Source organism: Moorena sp. SIO1G6 (assembly GCF_010672795.1).
Taxonomy (GTDB): Bacteria; Cyanobacteriota; Cyanobacteriia; order Cyanobacteriales; family Coleofasciculaceae; genus Moorena; species Moorena producens.
Map to the genome: position 1 here is coordinate 1 of NZ_JAAHFZ010000071.1, position 19,968 is coordinate 19,968.

The 19,968-nt window shown below is 43.1% G+C and carries 16 protein-coding genes, 1 other RNA gene and 1 pseudogene; 10 read left to right on the plus strand and 8 right to left on the minus strand.

What is annotated here, in order from left to right:
• Positions 1-244 precede the first annotated feature (244 nt).
• The 3 genes and pseudogenes from F6K63_RS32445 (at position 245) to F6K63_RS32455 (ending at position 3,026) form a co-directional block, all read left to right on the plus strand.
• Positions 245-1,591, plus strand: coding sequence for an IS200/IS605 family accessory protein TnpB-related protein (locus tag F6K63_RS32445; RefSeq protein WP_287314404.1), 1,347 nt, complete (start codon positions 245-247; stop codon positions 1,589-1,591).
• Between the two features lie 101 nt (positions 1,592-1,692).
• A pseudogene (locus F6K63_RS32450) lies at positions 1,693-2,382 on the plus strand (HypD family hydrogenase formation protein); the annotation flags it as partial.
• Positions 2,383-2,411: 29 nt separating this feature from the next.
• Positions 2,412-3,026: an EF-hand domain-containing protein gene (locus tag F6K63_RS32455; RefSeq protein WP_287314405.1), complete on the plus strand. Its 615-nt coding sequence runs from the start codon at positions 2,412-2,414 to the stop codon at positions 3,024-3,026.
• Between the two features lie 234 nt (positions 3,027-3,260).
• Here F6K63_RS32455 and F6K63_RS32460 read toward each other — a convergent pair whose 3' ends face one another.
• A complete protein-coding gene (locus F6K63_RS32460) occupies positions 3,261-4,136 on the minus strand; it encodes a shikimate dehydrogenase (protein WP_287314406.1) in 876 nt (291 codons plus the stop codon).
• Between the two features lie 406 nt (positions 4,137-4,542).
• Here F6K63_RS32460 and F6K63_RS32465 point away from each other — a divergent pair, with 406 nt between their 5' ends.
• From F6K63_RS32465 to F6K63_RS32475, 3 genes are all read left to right on the plus strand, one after another.
• Positions 4,543-6,033 carry a serine/threonine-protein kinase gene (locus tag F6K63_RS32465; protein WP_287314407.1) on the plus strand — a complete coding sequence of 497 codons (1,491 nt, stop codon included), beginning with the start codon at positions 4,543-4,545 and terminating at the stop codon, positions 6,031-6,033.
• Positions 6,034-6,136: 103 nt separating this feature from the next.
• Complete coding sequence (locus tag F6K63_RS32470) at positions 6,137-6,499, plus strand: hypothetical protein (RefSeq protein ID WP_287314409.1); 363 nt, start codon at positions 6,137-6,139, stop codon at positions 6,497-6,499.
• 512 nt (positions 6,500-7,011) lie between these two features.
• Entirely contained in the window at positions 7,012-7,704 is a 693-nt protein-coding gene (locus F6K63_RS32475) for a hypothetical protein (protein WP_287295141.1), read from the plus strand.
• A 77-nt stretch (positions 7,705-7,781) separates the two neighbouring features.
• On the opposite strand, the gene ffs is transcribed toward F6K63_RS32475, so the two are convergent.
• The 7 genes from ffs to F6K63_RS32510 form a co-directional block, all read right to left on the minus strand.
• An RNA gene (gene ffs / locus F6K63_RS32480) (signal recognition particle sRNA small type) lies at positions 7,782-7,878 on the minus strand.
• A gap of 56 nt (positions 7,879-7,934) precedes the next feature.
• Positions 7,935-8,387 carry a hypothetical protein gene (locus F6K63_RS32485; protein ID WP_009149960.1) on the minus strand — a complete coding sequence of 151 codons (453 nt, stop codon included), beginning with the start codon at positions 8,385-8,387 and terminating at the stop codon, positions 7,935-7,937.
• 583 nt (positions 8,388-8,970) lie between these two features.
• Positions 8,971-10,830 carry a biosynthetic-type acetolactate synthase large subunit gene (gene ilvB, locus F6K63_RS32490; RefSeq protein WP_009149959.1) on the minus strand — a complete coding sequence of 620 codons (1,860 nt, stop codon included), beginning with the start codon at positions 10,828-10,830 and terminating at the stop codon, positions 8,971-8,973.
• A gap of 722 nt (positions 10,831-11,552) precedes the next feature.
• Entirely contained in the window at positions 11,553-11,915 is a 363-nt protein-coding gene (locus tag F6K63_RS32495; RefSeq protein ID WP_287314410.1) for an STAS/SEC14 domain-containing protein, read from the minus strand.
• Between the two features lie 272 nt (positions 11,916-12,187).
• The gene (locus F6K63_RS32500; protein WP_287314411.1) at positions 12,188-13,543 is read right to left on the minus strand and encodes an RNA-guided endonuclease InsQ/TnpB family protein; all 1,356 of its coding nucleotides are present in this window, start codon (positions 13,541-13,543) and stop codon (positions 12,188-12,190) included.
• A 284-nt stretch (positions 13,544-13,827) separates the two neighbouring features.
• Positions 13,828-15,558 (minus strand): ABC transporter permease, encoded by a 1,731-nt coding sequence (locus F6K63_RS32505; RefSeq protein WP_287314412.1) that lies wholly within the window; start codon positions 15,556-15,558, stop codon positions 13,828-13,830.
• A gap of 52 nt (positions 15,559-15,610) precedes the next feature.
• Positions 15,611-16,561 carry an ABC transporter ATP-binding protein gene (locus tag F6K63_RS32510; RefSeq protein WP_287314413.1) on the minus strand — a complete coding sequence of 317 codons (951 nt, stop codon included), beginning with the start codon at positions 16,559-16,561 and terminating at the stop codon, positions 15,611-15,613.
• Positions 16,562-17,011: 450 nt separating this feature from the next.
• On the opposite strand from F6K63_RS32510, the gene leuB reads away from it, so the two are divergent.
• The 4 genes from leuB (at position 17,012) to F6K63_RS32530 (ending at position 19,949) form a co-directional block, all read left to right on the plus strand.
• Complete coding sequence (gene leuB, locus F6K63_RS32515; RefSeq protein ID WP_287314414.1) at positions 17,012-18,100, plus strand: 3-isopropylmalate dehydrogenase; 1,089 nt, start codon at positions 17,012-17,014, stop codon at positions 18,098-18,100.
• 164 nt (positions 18,101-18,264) lie between these two features.
• Complete coding sequence (locus tag F6K63_RS32520; RefSeq protein WP_287314430.1) at positions 18,265-18,525, plus strand: hypothetical protein; 261 nt, start codon at positions 18,265-18,267, stop codon at positions 18,523-18,525.
• A 75-nt stretch (positions 18,526-18,600) separates the two neighbouring features.
• Entirely contained in the window at positions 18,601-19,434 is an 834-nt protein-coding gene (locus tag F6K63_RS32525; RefSeq protein WP_287314416.1) for a prepilin peptidase, read from the plus strand.
• Between the two features lie 293 nt (positions 19,435-19,727).
• Complete coding sequence (locus F6K63_RS32530; protein WP_009149933.1) at positions 19,728-19,949, plus strand: hypothetical protein; 222 nt, start codon at positions 19,728-19,730, stop codon at positions 19,947-19,949.
• The last annotated feature ends 19 nt before the right edge of the window (positions 19,950-19,968 follow it).

Consider the following 19,968-nt stretch of genomic DNA (forward strand, 5'->3'; position numbering starts at 1 on the left):
GGATTTGCGACTTGTTAGATTTGGGTTCGTGGGTGTATCAAAGCTTTTAACCATTGGATTGGATACCTTGATGGTGACATCGGTTCCTTTAGCATATTATGAGTTCATTTTTCTTGCGCTTACCCTGCAAGTGGGGGTTAGTCCACGCCAACAACAATAGCCAAAAACCTGGAACATCAATCAAACTATTGTCGTCTACATTTTTGTAGGCTAAAATATTAACTAGCGATATTTTTCGAGACCAGTGAAAACGTCAAGCAAAGTTATCAGAACTGACAAATGGAAACTAAACCCGTCTTCCAAGCAAAAGGGATTGTTTGATGAGACGGTCAAAGTTTATCGTCAGGCTTGTAAATACTTGGTTGGCATTATTTATACTCATTGGTCTGAGCTTGGTGGATTGACAGCGGATCAGTTAACTCCTGCTGTCGAAAAGTTAATGCATGAAACAGCAAAGCGTCCAAATATCAAATATCCACAGTTCAATAAAGCTTTCTACAAGTTCCCTAGTTATTACCGTCGAGCCGCCATCGCATTTGCAGCTGGACAGGTTAGTAGTTTCGTTACTAGATATTGCGAATGGCAATCTGGTAATCGAAAAAGGAAAGATAGTAAACCGCCAAGACTAAATGCTGATACTGGTTGCTATCCTGCCTTGTATAAAGGGCAATGTTACAAGATGCATGGTTTCGACCAAGTAGAAATCAAAGTTTTTGATGGCAAAAACTGGGTCTGGACTATGGTTCAGATTACCGGCTTGAGAGAAAGGCATCAGGTAGCTACAAATAAAATGATGTCGCCTTTGTTGGTTTTCAATGATAGGTACTGCCATTTGTCCGTCCCATTCACTTGTAAGCCAGAAAAACGAAAACCAGAGGCTAATGTTACTGCGGTAGATTTAGGTATCAACACTACTGCTACCGTAGCAGTTGTAACCGATGACGGCACTGTAATCCATTGTGAGTTTATTCATCTTGGAAGAGACATAGACCGTAGGGACAAACGACTAAAATCCGTGTCAAAAAGAGCATCAAAAACGATGGGCAAAGGAGGAAAACTTCATATTGGGTTTTGCTCCAAAACTTATCAAAAATGTCAAAGAATCAATACCCAGATCAGCCATGTTGTTTCTAGACGGATTGTGGGGATTTCTGAAAAGTTTAATTCTGAAGTAATTGTATTTGAGAATCTCAAAGGGTGGAAGCCAAGAGGTGGAAAAAGGCGCTCCAACTTAAGGCAAAGATTCCACGGATGGCTCAAAGAGAAAATCCGCGACTTTACGGAAATGAAATGGGCTGAGTTGGGTGGTAAGGTGATAGAAGTTATCGCCGCCTATACTTCAAAATTGGCTTTTGATGGCTCTGGTACGATTAAACGAAATTCAAAAAAATACTCCTTGGCAACCTTCCCTTCAGGTAAGGGGTTTAATGCGGATTTAAACGGAGCTTACAACATTGGTGCCAGGGGCGTGTTCAAACTCACTCGCAGAAATGACGAGGAGGGTCGTTCCAGCAAAAGATCTCGACGACCGCCTAGAAGCTGGGCTTGCTTGTGTGACCTGTGGACGCTTCGTAGTTCCAGGTTAGCATAGGACACCACCACCTCGTTCAGGTGGTGGAAGCTTCATACCCCTATAATCTCGTAGAACTGTACTGGCAATAGAGTTAATTTGTTGAGAATGAGCTAGTTTTTTTCTCAATAAGCCACGGCTTATTGATTCTTGCGCTTAACCTGGGGCAAGCTGCTGCTGAAGGGATTAGCAACTTCAGCGTTTATTGCAACCACATGACCCTAATTCCGGCTATCAAAGCCATTCTGGACTCCCCATCGATACACATTGACGGGTTGATCTGTGCATCTGAAGTTGCTTCGGTAATTGGTCTTGAACCTTATCGCTTTTTTGTTGAGTCTTACCGCAAACCGATCATCATTGCTGATTCTAGTCACCAGGCTATATTGAAAGCCACCCAAACCCTGCTACAGCAATTGGTGGATGGTAATGCAGAATTAAAAGACCAGGCACAAGTACCAGCAGAAGGCGATTCAGAAGCGCTACAAACCATTTGCCAGGTATTTGAACCCCGTGAATTCTATGAGTGGCGTGGCATGGGTTCGGTTGATTTTTCAGGATTAAGACTCCGGTCTGAGTACGTTCAATTTGATGCTGAAGTAAAATTTAACCTACCCAAATTAAAACTCGCTGATGTCCAGTTTGCTCAGTGCATGACTATCCTAACGGGAGTATTTCAACCGTGTCAGTGCAAGATATTTGGTGCAGGGTGTAGCCCAAAAACCCCGATGGGGACTTATATGACAACCGAGGAAGGCATCTGTGCGATGCACTACAAAGTCTTTCCTTTCATCGCTGCCATTAGTGATTAAGTTAAGGTTTTTGACAACAGGATAAAGCTATGGTGCTAACCGAATTGCAGAAGCGAAAACTGAAGAAACTCTTCGATTTATACGATGTTGATGGTAGTGGAGTCATCACTGAAGCTGACTATGAAAAGATGGCTCAGTCTCAGGCAAAAGTTCAAGGTTATCAACCGGGTTCTTTGGAATATAACATCATTTGTTCTCAGTTCAAAACTTTATGGAAGAACTGGCAAAAAGAAGTGGACATTAATGATGATGGCGAAGTAACTCTAGAAGAATTTCTGGAACATAAAGCCAAACAACTTAGTTTCAAGGAGCAATATCGGCCTTTGTGGTTAGAGCGCCAATCTGGAATTAAAACCTCACAGTCCTACGAAAGATCCTATGAAGAAGATGTGATCGCCAAGCTAACCAATTTGATTTTTGAGCGATTGGATGTTGATGGCAATGGAGAGATTTCTCGTCAAGAGTACAAACAGGGCTTCCTCTCTCACTTCTCAGATGGAAACTTGACTGACGAAATTTTTTCAAAGCTTGATTTAAATGGCGATGGACATCTCAGTAAAGAAGAGGTTTTACAGCATGTCCATGATTTCTTTTACAGTGACGACCCAGAAGCTCCTGGTAACTGGATTTTAGGTCCATACTAAGGATAGTCAGTAGCTCCAAAACGTTTCGCCCTTGGACAGGTCTTAGGTGTTAGGTATTATAGGTGCGCTTTCCGTAATGGTGAGGGATTGCTCGCCATCACTGAAAGCGCACCTGTGGAATGGGCATGTTTGCGTGGAACTGGCATCTTGCCAGTTTCATGCTTATTTTCGGGCGGGCAGGATGCCCACCCCACTCATATTCATTCCAAGATTCAGCAACGCCATAAATGTTAGCTAACTTTTCAATAATCCTAATTTCTCCTGCAGAGCGTGACGCATAATATCCACTGGCGGAGTTTGTCCTAACCAAATTTTGAAAGCTGCTGCTCCCTGTTGCACCAGCATTTCCAATCCATCAATTGCGATCGCTCCCCGTTCTTTGGCTTGTCGTAAAAACTGAGTAGGATTAGGAGTGTAAATCAAGTCATAAGCGATCGCATTTTCCGGCAACCTGGCCATGGCTAGCTGATCCACAGGAGACTGCTCGACTTTGGGATACATGCCCACCGGAGTAGCATTAACCAACAAATTGGCTTGGGCCAGAAGTTCCGGTAGTTGTTCCCAAGGATGAGTATCAATAGTAATAGCAAGGGAAGAATTAATCCAGCTTTGCTTAAATTGACCTAACTTGTCCTGATTGCGACCAAGCACATGAATCTCACTACAACCGAGTTCAGCACAACCGACTACTACGGCTCGTGCTGCACCACCACACCCCAAAATGACTACAGTAGTTTGAGTCCAATCCCGGTTATACCCTTGCAACGGGGTGATAAATCCTGCGATATCGGTATTCGTACCAATCCAACCCTGATCGGTGCGATACACAGTATTCACTGCTCCCACCCCTTGAGCCACTGTTGAAATTTCCGACAACAAGGGGATGATAGTCTGTTTGTGGGGAATAGTGATACTGAAGCCCACTAGACCAATCGCCTCAAAACCAGCGATCGCATTTTTCAAATCTGCTGATTTTACCGGTAAAGGTAGGTAGACATAATCCACACCCAAGGATGCGATCGCTTGGTTATGCATCAGTGGTGATAAAGAATGTTCCACTGGATCACCAATCACACCCAATAACTTTGTTGTTCCTGTTATTTGCACCATCACCCTACTTCAAGCACATATAGCGCTACGCGCAATGGCATTGGCAAGAGGCAAGAGGCAAAAGTTAACTGCGACAGCTTTTGCTGCTTGTATCAATGTCAAACACCTTAATGCGTAGTGCTATAACTTTGAATTGTAAGCCTGAAATAGTTCATAATTACTAGATTGCTCAATTCTTAACTATTTCTTATTTCTTATTAAGATTGCTGCCTTCGCTTGACAATTCGTTGACAATTCACCATCAACCGTCCACAATACTTACCCCAAACCGCACATTTGAATGAACTCTGATTTTTCTCATGGTGGCTAAAATAGATCATATCGAGCCAATTATAGTGCCAATTATAATACCAATTAACTAGGCAGCAACGGCATGAACCCAACTGGTATTCAAAAGAGTGGAGCCATGAATTCAATCATTTGTATGATATGTGAGCAAATCAATCCCAGTCGGGCAAGTTTTTGCTCTCGTTGTGGTGCCTCTCTACCTCCTCCCAGTAGCAGTCCCCTAGAGACTAATCTAGATAATACTAATAATGACAATACATTAGACAATACATTAGACAATACTAATAATGACAATACATTACAGACTGGAAGCCGATTACGCGATCGCTACATAATTCAACGTACCTTAGGACAAGGGGGATTTGGCAAAACCTACCTCGCCAAAGACACTGGACGCTTTAATGAACTAGTAACCCTAAAAGAGCTGACTCCAAGAAACCAGGGCACCCATACCCTAGAAAAAGCGGAAGAACTATTTCAACGGGAAGCAACCATGCTGCACAAGCTTTCATCCCCCCAAATTCCGAGATTCTGGGAATTTTTTCGCCATGGCAAACGGTTGTTTCTCGTCCAAGACTACATTGAAGGAAAAACCTATCAAACTTTACTCGAAGAACGAGTAAGCAAAGGGGAACGCTTCAGCGAAACCGAAATTATCCAACTGTTTCAGCAATTGCTCCCGGTCTTAAGCTACCTACACCAATTAGGAATAATTCACCGGGATATTGCTCCAGACAATATTATCCGTCGTGCTTCCGATGGAGTACCAGTATTAATTGACTTGGGTGGTGTCAAACAAATTGCCCTAGAAGTCAATACTCCGGTAACGAGTGGGCAAAACTCCGCCATCTACGCTGGTGGGACTTGCTTAGGTAAAGTTGGCTATGCCCCTGATGAACAGCTACGCCTAGGGATTGCTGCTCCCCATAGTGACCTGTATGCTTTGGGAGTAACAGCGCTAGTACTGATGACTGGCAAACAGCCCCAGGAACTGGTTGATCCTTATACCCTCAACTGGCGAACTGAAGAAGAAGTAACTCTATCCCCAGATTTTAATAGTATTCTATCTCGTTTGCTAGCATCCCAACCCTCTGAGCGATTCCAATCTGCTCAAGAGGTTCTAAACCTAATCGGAACCGATTATTCTGATGATTCTAAAGTTAGAGAAACAGAAATCAAGGGTACTGTAGCTGTAACTCCCCAGTCTAAATCCTACCCGCCACCGACTCCCATCAATAATTCCGGTTGTAAGCAAGTGTTTAACGAATCTGTGCCAGTGCCAGCAGAGATTCAAGGCTGGAACTGGGGTGCCTTTTGTTTACCAGGTTTGTGGTGTGTTACCAATCAAGTGTGGATTGGACTGATTGCCTGGACGGATCTATCCTTAGTGACTGGATTTCTTGCTTGGCCAGTGATGGGGATTATTTTGGGCATCAAGGGCAATGAATGGGCATGGAAAAGTCGCCGTTGGAAGAGTATCAAAGCCTTTAAGCGCCATCAACGGGGTTGGGCAATCACATCCTTCGTCATTACTGGTATCATAGTTACCCTACTATTGTTGTTATTATTAGTATTCTTGATTGGGGTAACCTCCCTAGTGCCGTGGTGAATCACCTATTGCTCAACAGTAGCATCCGTGTGTTTATTGCGTTCCATGCTAGTTCCAGGTTAATCCCAGGGGCATTTATATCACTACCTAAAGGAGAAGAAAAATGACTAGCTTTCCTGCCTGGACTCAAATAATTATCAACATGTCCGAATCGCAAGTTTTTTACACAGAAGAAGTAACAGGCTATGACAGCATAAGCTTAGTTTTACCTGGAAAGCCCTTCGATCTAAGCCTTTCCTTAGATACCTATGAAGACGCGATCGAGATAATTTTTGAAATTTATCCAGACCAAAATGCTTACCGATTAAATATGCGGAACAAACAGGAAGGAGTAGACCTCCAACAGAAAAGTACTGAAGAAAATTTAGATTTAACTGGATTAGACGCACGCCCAATTGGAACCTACAGTGAATTTTGCCGACATTTAGAAGAATTGTATGGAGTAGCTCAAGAAGTAGGTTGGTAATCGTAAGTTATCAGCTATTAGCTATTAGCTATCAGCTATCAGCTATCAGCTATCAGTTATCAGCTTATGCGCTACAGATGGTGCTACTTGAGGTGCTATCAGCTTTTGAATAAAGAGGTAAGCATTCGTTAATGTCACAGGCTAGAAGCCTGTGCCACAAAGCGGTTGCCCTAGGGCGTGTTTTCAAACTCGGAGATCCCCCTAAATCCCCCTTAAAAAAGGGGGACTTTGAGAATGGCTCCCCCCTTATTAAGGGGGGTTGGGGGGGATCTAAATCTTGCGGAAAACTTTGAAAACACGGCCTAGCGTGGCCTATGGCCAAGGACTTTTATCCATACTTTCACTTATCATTAATCTATCAATATTAAATTCTCCCGGGTTTATTTTCATCTGACTGCTGTTCGCGTAGCGTGAGCTTTTAGCTCACCGCTGACCCCTGACTGCTTACCTAACTAATTACTAGGTTTTACAGCTTGTCTTTTGAAAATTTACCTGACCTAATATAAAATACCATGGGCAATTTAGCAAAGTCCATGGTAGAAACAACAATTGTCGATCGGATGAGCAAGACCTTATTAACTTACCTACCCAAAGAAATCCTACTAACCCGTCAGCAGTTAGCAGTATTTTCAGCACTTAGAACTATTTTCAGATTCGCATCAGGCAGTTTGCTAACTATCAGCTTACTTGGTAGTGGTTGTGGAATGGTAGCCTATGAAGATATAGATTCTGAACAGACCCATGCTCAGCTCCATGGTCATAAAACCGAAACCGGTAATCACCATAGTAAACAGATGGAGCATAATCACCATAATCACAAGGCTGGCAGCAGTAGCAACCATGGTGAAGGAATGGGTCATCATCATGGCACCATGGAAATCCCTTCTGGTCAACCTGTTCCAGATGTTGAGATAGTGGTGTCTCCAGATCCAATGACAGGATGGAATTTAGAAATAAAGGTTTCTAACTTCCAATTTTCTCCCAAGAATGCTAGCAAAGCCCATCAACCAGGAGAAGGACATGGACATCTATACATCAATGGCAAAAAAATTAACAGGATTTACAGCAATTGGTACTATATTGGCAAGCTTGAACCTGGTAGTAATGAAATCAAGGTTACCTTAAATTCCAACAATCATCAGGATTTAGTTCATAATGGCGAAATGATTTCAGATACTGAAGTGATCGAGGTTATGTCGAATTAGAGGTGTAGTTACCGAAAACTGCAGCGAAGTGTATAGTTTTGCGGCTATCTGTGGTGGCTATTTGTTGTGGCTACGAGAGTGGCTCGGAGTCTACGCCTATCGTAAGCATCCCTTATTGCTGCTACCTTCCGGTCCTGACAAGGTTTGGGCGTTGCGATCGCGTCGATCCGAACCACATATTATAATAGCATGAATTTTTCAAAATGGGAAGGAAGATCAATCCTCTTGATCTATTTCGCGAATATGCCCACCCCGTAATAGCATGAAGAGCTTACACAGTGGGGCATACCCACTTTAACCATAAATTTTCCACTGCCGCGAGGGGTAACTTGAACAATCGGATATTGACCATAGTCAGTATCATAGTCAACGGTTTGGCCATTGTTATCATACAGACCTAGGTCAATATCGAGACAAGCATCATCACAAAAACTTACTAAGGTATAAGATTTACCAGCTTCTAGATCCAGGGTAAATGCATAGACTTGGTTTCGGGAAAGTCTATTGACTACCGGTCGATGAGTTGGCATGTAATCCCGGTCTCTTAAATACTGTGCTGCTGCGATTAATTTATTTTCAACTTGCCCCTGACGAGGAGAGCTAGCCAAACCAGGACTGGGTGTGAATAATAAGCTACTAGCTAGGAGAGCTAGTCCATTCCGAACTATCTTAGTATTAATCATATACAATAGCAATAAGCGTTTGAATTAATGTTGACTATAGAGTGATTTTTAGTTATTCCAATTCTTAGCAATGCCTGCAAACAATAAATATTACCTTTTGGTAATTGATAATAGGTTGCTTATGTTATGATTATCGAAGACTAATGTATGGGATAACGTATACGAATGTCTAACTTATGTATGATTACACTCAACGATGACCAATCTGGCAGGTAATTTAGGATTAGGTATGAGGTAAGCTATCAGCTATCAGCTATCAGCTATCAGCTATCAGCTATCAGCTATCAGCTATCAGCTATCAGCTATCAGCTATCAGCTATCAGCTATCAGCTGAATGCTTACCGATAAGTAGGATTAAACTGACGATACTTGCCAAAAAAAATACTCCGCTGGTGAGCGAAGTAAGTAAGGTTAAATGAGAAATTATCAGTTTTGCTGAACTAAGGAATGATATTAACTATAGTTGGGTAATTAGTAAATGGTTAAGTACCAATTAACCATTACTATCCATTACTATTATCCATGACCGATTAGCCTAAATCATGCCATTGATCAGCAATGTCAAATCCTTAGGTACACAATATTAAAGCTTGGTGCCGCACTCAGGACAAAAATTGTTACTTGCTACATTCTTGGCACCACAGTTACTGCAATAGATTAGCTCTGTAGCATTCTTGAGTAATGGTTTTTCTGGTAAACCGATCATTTGGGCATTACTCTTACCAGGGGCTACCATTGGGTAACAATTCTCGTCTTTGGTTACATGAACATCTAACAACACAGGACCATCGTAGGCTAGCATTTGTGCGATCGCATCCTGTAGTTGATCCCGACTAGTAACTATCATGCCCTTAACCCCGTAAGCCTGAGCCAGTTGCACAAAATCCGGCATCCCGACTTCCATATTTGAAGAGGAATAACGCTGCCCAAAGAACGCTTGTTGCCACTGACGCACCATTCCCTGCCAACCGTTGTTAATAATCACGGTCTTAACATTGATGCCATATTGGGCGAGGGTACCCAGTTCCTGAATATTCATCTGGATACTCGCATCACCAGCAATACAAATCACTTGCTGATCGGGTAATGCTACCTGGACTCCCATGGCTGCTGGCATGCCATAGCCCATAGTTCCCAATCCCCCACTGGAAATCCACTGGCGCGGTCCATTATTAAGAAATTGCGCTGCCCACATCTGATGTTGACCGACATCCGTGGTATAGTAAGCTTTAGGTGCTTGACGCCCTACCTCTACAATCACTTCTTGGGGAGATAAACTATCGGGGTATTGAGGCACCTGCAAGGGATAGTCCTCACGCCAACGGTTAATCCGTGCTAGCCACTCCTGGGTTTGATTAGGTTCTGCTGAGATATTCATTTCCTGGTAACGGCGCAACATATATTGCAAAACCCGGCGCACATCCCCTACAATCGGTACTTGTGGAGAGCGGTTTTTACCCACCTCAGCGGGATCAATGTCGATGTGAATCACTTGAGCATGACAGGCAAACTGATCCAGTTTCCCGGTCACCCGGTCATCAAACCGCGTCCCTACAGCAATCAGTAAGTCACACTCACTAACGGCAAAGTTAGCATAGGCAGTGCCATGCATCCCCAGCATTTTTACCGATAGGGGATGGGATTCATCAAATGCTCCCTTACCCATCAACGTGGTCGTTACCGGAATTTGGAAGATTTCTGCCAGTTGGCGCAGTTCATCATGGGCACCAGCAGCAATGGTTCCGCCACCAACGTAAAGCAGTGGTCGTCGTGCTTGCCGAATTAAATTTAGGGCTTGGTTAATTTGGCGGGGATTGCCCTTTACTGTTGGACGATAGCCCACCAACTTGAGTTGATTAGCTTCCACAGGTACGTAGTCACATTCCTCTAAACCCACGTCTTTGGGTACGTCAATCAGGACTGGTCCAGGACGTCCGGTGCTAGCGATGTGGAAAGCTTCGGCAACAATCCGCGCCATATCAGCAGGGTCACGCACCACATAAGAGTGTTTGACAACGGGCAAAGTAATCCCAAAGATATCGGTTTCCTGGAAGGCATCAGAACCAATGGCAGGACGGGCGACTTGACCGGTTACACAAATTAGAGGAATTGAGTCCATGTGAGCGGTAGCTATACCGGTAACTAGGTTAGTGGCTCCCGGACCAGATGTGGCAAAACACACACCGACTTTGCCAGTAGCACGGGCATAACCATCAGCAGCGTGGGATGCTCCTTGCTCGTGTCGGACTAGGATGTGCTGTATTTTACCAGCATCTTCCCAGTGATAGAGTTCGTCATATATCGGTAGAATTGCTCCACCGGGATAGCCGAAGATATGGGTCACACCGTGACGGTGGAGACTATCCATTAGAGCAAATGCTCCTGTGCGGCGAGTGGGGGTAGTTGATGAAGCTGGGGTTGTTGAGATTACTTGGGATTGCACGCTTATCACCTCTAGTGGTAGATCGGTTCCTTAGGTGGGCTTGACCTTGGCGAATTAAATTCGCCAAGGTCAAGCCCACCTATGCTGTTAAGGGTGTTAGATTGCTGATAATAGCTGAGCAGAATTTTAGAATAACTGTTAATTTTACTACAGTATGGGTTTTGTGTTTCAGTTTACACTCAATATATGGAACTGTCCAGACAACTTGGCAGGATTTTTCCGTTGAGCACTCTCGGTCTAGTTATCAGCTAGAAGCATCAAATAGATAAATCAGTCTACGATTGTATGCCAGTGGTAACTCTAACTAGTTATGCTTTAGGAAAAATTTATATTTTATGGTATTATTTTTTTTGTAGTGCTAAATAATTCCAACTGGCATCAAGTTTGAAATTTATATTTCAAAGAATAGGTAAAATAAAATAGTAATAATCATTTAGTATTTAAGTAATTAAATTGCTTATTATCACTTTCACATCTATTTTGTGAAAGTGTAATTTTTATGAAAAAATAGTTTACTTGTAACCTTATTAACCACTAATAAACATCCAAATAAAACTAACGTTTGCCTCTTGCTAGCATGCCTCTTGCCTTAGTTAACCACTCTTTGAGTATAATCAAACCAGAATATCCTTGATTTCTCAGACATTGCCAGGGAGATGCATATCCAAATCTGCCATCAGGAGGTGCGACCCGTGGCGAATTTAATTACGGGTCAAGCGCACCTATGTGCTTAAAGATATTTGGCGTAAACGAGCTAATTCTGCCATGGCTTCGACACGTTTAGCTTCGATAGTTTCCACTTGATCACTTAAAGCCAAAAGTTCTTTATACTGCTCAGCTGTCAGCGTCTCCATTTTTCGTTTTTGAATCAGTTCATCGTAGCGGTTTTGAATGTCTGCTGGTACACCTTGATTAATAGTAATTAGCAACCTAGCCTGATCTGAAGAAAGGCTGGGGGCTTTGCGTTGTGCCTGAAGGGATATGATGTATGCTCCAACTTTCTCCAGTTCAGATAAACTCAGTTGTTCAACAGCTCTAAGTAACTGGTCGTAGGATAGCTGAGCTTCGACTTTAAGATTTTCCATTGGTTGTTAGTCGATTTGAATGCTTATTTAATTATAAAAAAAAAAGGAGCGAAGCCTTGGGATAAAGCTAAACACTCCAAGGTAGATTTGTTGTTTAAATGTTTCGCGATAATTAGGATAAAAAACCCTTTGATAATCTAGTCCTTGATTAGGGTAGGAAAGTTGATCGACGCGCGACCTAAGGGTTCAAACGACCCTTAGGTAAACTAAAAAACTTAATCAGCAGTGACTGGTAATTGGTTGAACTCTCTACGTTTTGAAAAGCGTAGATTCTAAGCGGATGTCACTTTGCGGGTTGAAACCACGCTGAGTCCTTTGGACTCGCTTCGCGAACGTGACGCTTCACGATAGGATCTAGACAATGAGTCTAATCTATATCGTTGTGGCAGGTTCAAATCTGCTCTACCGACCTCGGCTAGGGATCTCCCTAGCTGTGTCGCTACTTTTCTTAAAATATTGCAAGCTCCGTTGCAATCTGCGTTAATCAATTCACCTTTTGCAGACCGATAAAGTCCACGCTTCACTCTCTTTCCGCTTGCTGCCCACCCCAAGCCCGAAGGGCACGCTTCGCGAACAGGTTTTGCGCCGAGCACAGGTAGGAAATCACGATCTAAAAAGCTAGCTTTACTGGTGTAACTTTCTTCAGTCTCAAGGAATTTGATACCATACTCAATACATAACTGTTCTATTCGAATTTTTAATTTAGCAGTAGGTATCTGAACAAACTGTTGATTGTTCTTTTTTCCAATATTGATGCTGTCTTTATTGCGCTTGTTCCAACCAAATACAACTGTACTAACGTCATTACTTAAGCACCAGTTAACTATAAATCTAGCAGCTTTATTAACGTTGTCTCGCATTTGTCTGTTGCGTTTCTCGGTCAAATAAGCTAGAGTCTCATCCCAGTAATCCTTGCTCTTCCCTTTTTTAATCGCAGCGACACGTTTGTTGTACCATTGATTTTGAGATTTGACCTTCCTTCCATCCAAGATAAATGATTTGCCTGTAGTAGACACACAGGTTAACCAATTATTCAAACCGGGGTCAATACCTAACACTTCGTCTGTTGATTGAACCTGTTCAGAAGCTGGTCGTTCATAGACAAACTCTAGATACAAACACCCATTCCTTGGAACAAAGCGGTACTCTTTTATTGACTTGAAATCAAGATTAGAAGGCATAGGGAGGATGAAATGGTCTATCCCAAACCAAGCTTTAACCTGTTTTCCTAATGTGAATTTGAGATGGCCTTTTATTAGCTTTACCCACCGAGCAGGATAACTAACTACAGCCAAACCCCCCTTCTTTCGGTAACTAGGAACTCTAGGCTTGATCGCTAGTTGACCTTTCTTGTATAACTTGCTTAAGGCTTTATAAGACTTAAAAGACTCAATAACTCCGTGCAGCGTTTGTTGCGCACAAGCTGACCTCATTGCCTTAAAATGAACATTTGTCTTCATTATCTTATCCAAATCGGCATTTGTAAGGTATTTACCGGCTTTGAACAATATTTGACGACAATAATAGATTCCGCAATTGGTTAGCTTGTTAGCTTCTGAGCAGATAAATTCTATTATCGCTCTATTTTCAGCTGTCGTAGTTATAAAATGTTGTTGGCAACCATACATTTGCATCGACCTTTTTGCTATGTTTATTTAAAAAAATACTACCGTAATTAAAATGTCAAGCAAATGCCAGAAAAACCAAAAAGAAGAGTCGGCAGACCAAGCATATATAACGAAAGTAAAAAAACTTACAGTGTGAAGGTAACCAAGCTAGCCTGGGACAACCTAAAAGAACTGGCAAAATCTGCTGGGTTAAGTCTCTCTGAATATGTCGAATATCTAGGGAGAAACGGAAAGCTACCTTGAACACGAGCGCCGGGATTTATCCCGGCTCGCTCCACGCCCACCTAATGAATTAGGTGGCTAACTCTCGCTTGATATTTCTCTGTTTTTCCAGAAAGCAAGGCTTTAGTTGTTGATTCTCCTGCTTGTCGCAATTGTCTTCCTAGCTGTACGTTAAATAACGTTAGGGCTAGGGACTGAGCAATGATGGCCAAGAAAACACTTCCATTAGCATAGGGCAAAATACCCCAATGAAATACCGAAAATAGCCATATAGCAGGAGTCTCATAGAGAGTCATCGACCCAATCCAGAACAGGATGGGTGGTAAGAGAATCAATCCTCCTACCGCTATTACTGCACCAGCGGCTCGCTTCTGTGTTTTCATCAACAGCATTAACTGAGCAACTGTGGCGTAAATCATGATCAGACTGCTATTGAGCAACAGTGCGAAAAGGGCAGGTATCTTGTACTCATTGGCAGGCCAAAGTAATATCCACGTCAGCAACATCGCAGATGCGATCGCACAATTTATTGCCACTGCTACCACAGCGGGACTTTTGTCACCCCAGATTAAGTCAGCTATCACCCCTCCTTTTTTGCGGAAAGTCCGATCCTGATGTCGGTAACGCGCCCAATCTTGTAAGGTTTGTCGATGGGGACTCAAGGCAGCAATCAGAGCTAAAAACAGCACCACGTTGAACACCAGCAGCATCTGTGAATTCTCTTCCAAGCCATGGGTATAACCACGCCAGTTCTTGTATTGAGGGTTGAGGGCAAATCCTAAAATCACTGCTTGAAAGCTAGCGGTCAGCCAGTAACTCTGTTGTTTGTTAATCAGGGTAGCTTTAGGGTTATGGAAGCAACGATTTAGCCCTTGCCCAAACCAGTAGGTCCCAACACCGTAGTTGAGGACAATAAAACCAGCCATAGTCCAGAAACTGGCACCGATATGGATACCAAACCAGCGCAAATCTTGGAAACTACGCTCAACAGGATAAAAACTATTCGGATCAAACGAATTAGAATCAATCAGGTACGGTAAGACAATGGTGGGATTAAACAACGTTAGCCAGTCAGCTGGGTAATGGCTGACTCCAGCGTTATCAATCACCATGGTCGTGAACCACAAAAAGATGAGTACAGCACCAGAACCTAACCAAGCTTGGAAACCTCCTAGAGATCTGCTAACTAAGCCAAATAGTAGCGCCATACTATAGCAAAATAGGCAACTGGTACCGAGAACGGTGTAAAATCCTAAAAGCTCAAGCAAATGGATTTTACCAGCAATAGCTGCCCAAAAATGCAATGGTAGGGCAAAAGCAACTGCTAGATAAAGCAATGCTGGTACCCCCAGTAGTTTGCCACCTAGGATGCTCCGGCTTGACTGAGGTGTCAGCCGCAGAAAGTTCAAGGTGCCACGACTTTCTTCTTTAGAGAGGTCACTGATTAGCATATAGGTGCCAACCACCAACAAGCTGAAGATACCGATAAGACTCAGCCAGACAAATACATCTTGCCACCACAGAGACCAGTTAATCTCAAAACCTCCGAAGCCATCTGGTAGGCAAGTAAGGTTGGAATAGTCTTTGAGACCAGTGCAATATCGGTTATAAATGGTACGATCACCATCAGCCACTGGTAGCTGAGTTCCAAAACCGATCAGCATCACCAACTGACCAACCAAGGATATTGCCACTGTAATCAGGACATTGCGCTGTTTGAAACTCCCTTTGAGTTCTCGAAACACCTGGGGATTCAATTCCCCAAGTTGGTTAACTAAATTATTAAGTGCCATATCGCTATTAGTCTCCTTGTAGTCTCCTAGTTCTCATGCAGCTATGATCGAGCTATGATGCTTGCTGATGACCTAATTTAAGGAAAATTGTTTCTAAGTCTTCTTGAGAGCACTGGAATTCTGTCAAGGGAATCCCAGCATTAACCAGCGATCGCAATAGCTGTGCACAATCCTCTTGACCTCCTGAAAAATGAATCCGCATCCGACCTGGTTCTGGTAATATCTCCCAGTCTTCTACAAGGGGATTATTTTTCAATTCCCCTTTAAGTACATCCAGCTGACCTAGGCTTGACAACAGAATTTGCTGGCGACCAAGACGCTGGTAAAACTCATCTAGGGGTGCGCTTTCTACCAGATACCCTAATTCCATGATGCCTACTGAGCTACACAGTTGGGCTAAATCACTCAACACATGGGAGGAAATTAGAATGGTCATCCCCGCTTCTTGGAGAACCTTAATAATTTCCCGAAACTTCATTCTAGCAATGGGGTCAAGACCAGAGACTGGCTCATCCAGCAGCAGTAAAATCGGTTCATGAATAATAGTTCTAGCCAGGCTAAGGCGCTGTTTCATCCCCCGGGAGAGGGTAGAAATCAAACTATTACGCTTGTTGGTTAATTCAATCAGTTCCAGAACATCGTATAAGCGTTGTCGGCGTTTTGAGCCTCGTAATTTATATAGACGTGCAAAGTAGTCTAGGTAGTCCCAAACCGTCAAATCTTCATAGAGGGGAAAATCATCAGGTAGATAGCCTAAACGCTGTTTTAGCTTAGGATTGCTTTGATCTCTTAGCAAACGCTGACCATTGATGTAAATCTCACCAGTGGTAGGTTCTTCCGCTGCAGCTAACATCCGGATCAGGGTGGTTTTTCCAGCACCATTCGGTCCAATTAAGCCGTAAACTTCACCGCTTTCCACTTGCAAATCTACCTCATGCACAGCCACATGGCGGTCGAATTGCTTGGTTAGTCCACGGGTATCAATAGCCAGTTCTTTTACCATCAGAGTCTGGTTTTACCTGTTTAATTTGCTTAAGACTAAGTTTTTTCTGAGCCAATAAAGCACAAGACCAAAGCCTTCTGTTGGTGGGCGTTCCCTAGCCTTTCCAAGAAAGCACGGAGTCGCACCGCAAAGGGAATTTCAGATGTTGGTTTTTTTTCCAGCCTAGCGCTTTATTCTTGATCTATCGATTAACCTAGGGCGGTTGAGCTTGGCTAGAATTCTTTGAATTATTGATTTTTATTAGTTATCGCTAGTTTAGGGATTCGTTCCGGACTGTTACCTTGTTGCGAGGTCTGAGTCTATCGGTTACATCGGTGATATCTCTTCACCTATCCCTTGCCAACTCTGCTGATCAAAAAATTACCCTCATACACCGGCCAGATGCTATAGTATCGAACGCTATAACTTATACCCACGACACCTCATACTTAAGCATCGACCAAACTAACTATGACTTACTCCTACCGCATTACCCTGCTACCTGGTGACGGGATTGGCCCAGAAATCATGGCAGTAGCTGTAGATGTATTGAACCTCGTTGGCAAGCGATTCGATATTAATTTTAAATTTACCGAAGCCCTAATCGGTGGCGTAGCTATTGATGCTACTAATGAACCTTTACCTACTGAGACCCTAGAACTATGTCGCAATAGTGATGCGGTTTTACTCGCTGCCATTGGAGGCTACAAGTGGGATAATCTCCCCCGCCACCAACGACCAGAAACCGGATTGTTGGGATTAAGAGCAGGGTTAGGGTTGTTTGCAAATCTGCGACCAGCGACAATATTCCCCCAACTGATTGATGCCTCGACCTTGAAACGAAACGTGGTTGAAGGGGTCGATATTATGGTGGTTAGAGAACTGACTGGTGGGATCTACTTTGGACAACCTAAAGGAATTTTTTCTCAGGAAACTGGGGAAAAACGGGGAGTCAATACTATGGCTTACACCGAAGCCGAAATTGACCGCATTGGTAGAGTAGGGTTTGAAACAGCTAAAAAACGCGGTGGTAAACTTTGTTCGGTGGATAAAGCTAATGTGTTGGATGTGTCCCAGTTGTGGCGCGATCGCATTACAACCCTAGCAGCAGAATATCCCGATGTGGAACTGTCTCACCTATACGTGGATAATGCTGCTATGCAATTGGTCAGAGCTCCAAAACAATTTGATACCATTGTTACCGGTAATATGTTCGGGGATATTTTATCGGATGCTGCTGCTATGCTTACCGGTAGTATTGGTATGTTACCCTCTGCTAGTTTAAGTGAATCTAACCCTGGAGTCTTTGAACCGGTTCATGGCTCAGCTCCAGATATTGCAGGTCAAGATAAAGCTAATCCCCTAGCGATGGTGCTTAGTGCTGCAATGATGTTACGTTATGGATTGGACCAGCCTGAAGCAGCAGATTGCATAGAACAAGCAGTTGTAAAGGTTTTAGATAAAGGCGATCGCACAGGAGATATCATCTCAGAAGGCATGAATCTCTTAGGTTGTCGTGCTATGGGAGAGTCCCTAATTCAGTGCCTAGAAGAATCTTGATATTATCCCTTGATTTGATCGGGTAAACCTGCGGTTACTGATAATAACTCAGGAAAATCTATTGGTTTCCCCTGGTTAATCAGTACCCTTTTGCGGAAATACCCCCTTGCCGTGAGGGCGTGATTGCATTAAAGTCAAACTGAAATAATAGGGTAAAAAGTGTGGTGTATACATCACAGCAAAGACAAGAAAACTACCAAACTCGGATTGAGCTACCGAAGCTGCTAGATCCTACGGTTTTGAGAGCAGCTCAGCACATCTACCGGGTTTACTACGAAGTTCATCCATACCAAGATGAACAACCATCTGGTGTAGCGATTGACAGATATACCCTCAGAGGAAAGTTAATCTTTAGTAATCAACCTGTGCTTTTACCAACTGAATGCTTTGTGCCTTTGAGTCAACTACAAGGAGACTTTTATTAATAAATATTAAGTAAATCAGTCATTGGTATTAGTTCTATGGTAGTAACCTATAGCAATTAGCATGTGACACAGGATATGGTTGAAATATCCGCTGCCTTGACAACGTCGATAGTTTTCGCAATAGTTTTCACTAGTGGTGCATCTATTGGCAGTTTTCTCAATGTAGTCGTTTACCGACTACCTGCTGGTTTATCAATCCTTTGGCCTCCCTCTCGCTGTCCCCATTGTCTCCATAAGCTGGGGAAGCGAGAGAATGTGCCGGTAATGGGCTGGCTGTGGTTAAAAGGACGTTGCCGTCACTGTAATACCAAGATTTCCAGCCGCTATCCCCTAGTAGAGGCCATAACAGGCGTACTGTTTTTACTCGTTTTCTGGACCTATGGTTGGGGTTGGCAAACCCTAGGGTATTGGGCATTTTTGAGCTGGTTGTTGACTCTGGCTCTGATTGATATCGATACGATGACCCTACCGAATTCCCTAACTCAGTCTGGATTAGTGGCTGGTTTAGTATTTCAAGGAACTACTGGTTTTTTCGAGGGGTCTCAACCTATAGCAATAATTCCTCATTTCATGACTGGGGTGGTAGGTGCAGTGCTAGGAATTTGGTTGTTTGACTTGATTGCCTTTGGGGGTTCTATTGCCTTTGGTCAATCCGCTATGGGGGGAGGAGATGCTAAACTAGCGGCGATGATGGGAGCTTGGTTAGGCTGGAAGTATTTGCTCTTGGCTAGTTTCATCGCTTGTGGTGTAGGGGCGTTTGCTGGTGGCGCAGCCATTGCCCTCGGTTGGATGAATCGCAAACAGCCAATGCCCTTTGGTCCTTTTCTAGGGTTGGGAGCAGGATTGACTCTACTGTGGGGTAAATTAATAGTACACACTTACCTAGAACTATTTTTCCCATTGACCTAAAAATTATCTTAGGTGGGCTTGACCCATTAAGAATTAAATTCGCGTGATTGTCTCACCTGTTGAATAATGTTCGCTCAATCTTTAAATTGAAACGTTGAAACGGAAAACCTAAAACTTCCTATATAATGGGAAACCTATAAAAATTAACCTATTATAAAATTTTAGCTAATTGTCTACTAATCAGAATAAGTATAACTAAGTATAACCTATAAATAAAACTACTATAGATGAAATAGCAATAACAAATTCAACGGCTCTGAAAACTATACTATTGGTGCTATTGGTATTGGCCTGTGTCTTGGATAACAATCAGAACTACCAATCTTCGCTGGGAAGCCGAGCTGATGCAGCAGGTGCTAGCTGCTCATGATATCCCAAGTCGGATTCTTGATATTGGGATCATGTCTTATTTAGGTGCAGGTAGTCCTGCGGCTTTACAAGTTCGCTCACCAGATCAATGGACAGCCTTACTGTTGTTGAGTTCCCCAGAGGAAGAGCAGGCAGGACAATCATAAAGATAAAATTATAGCTAAA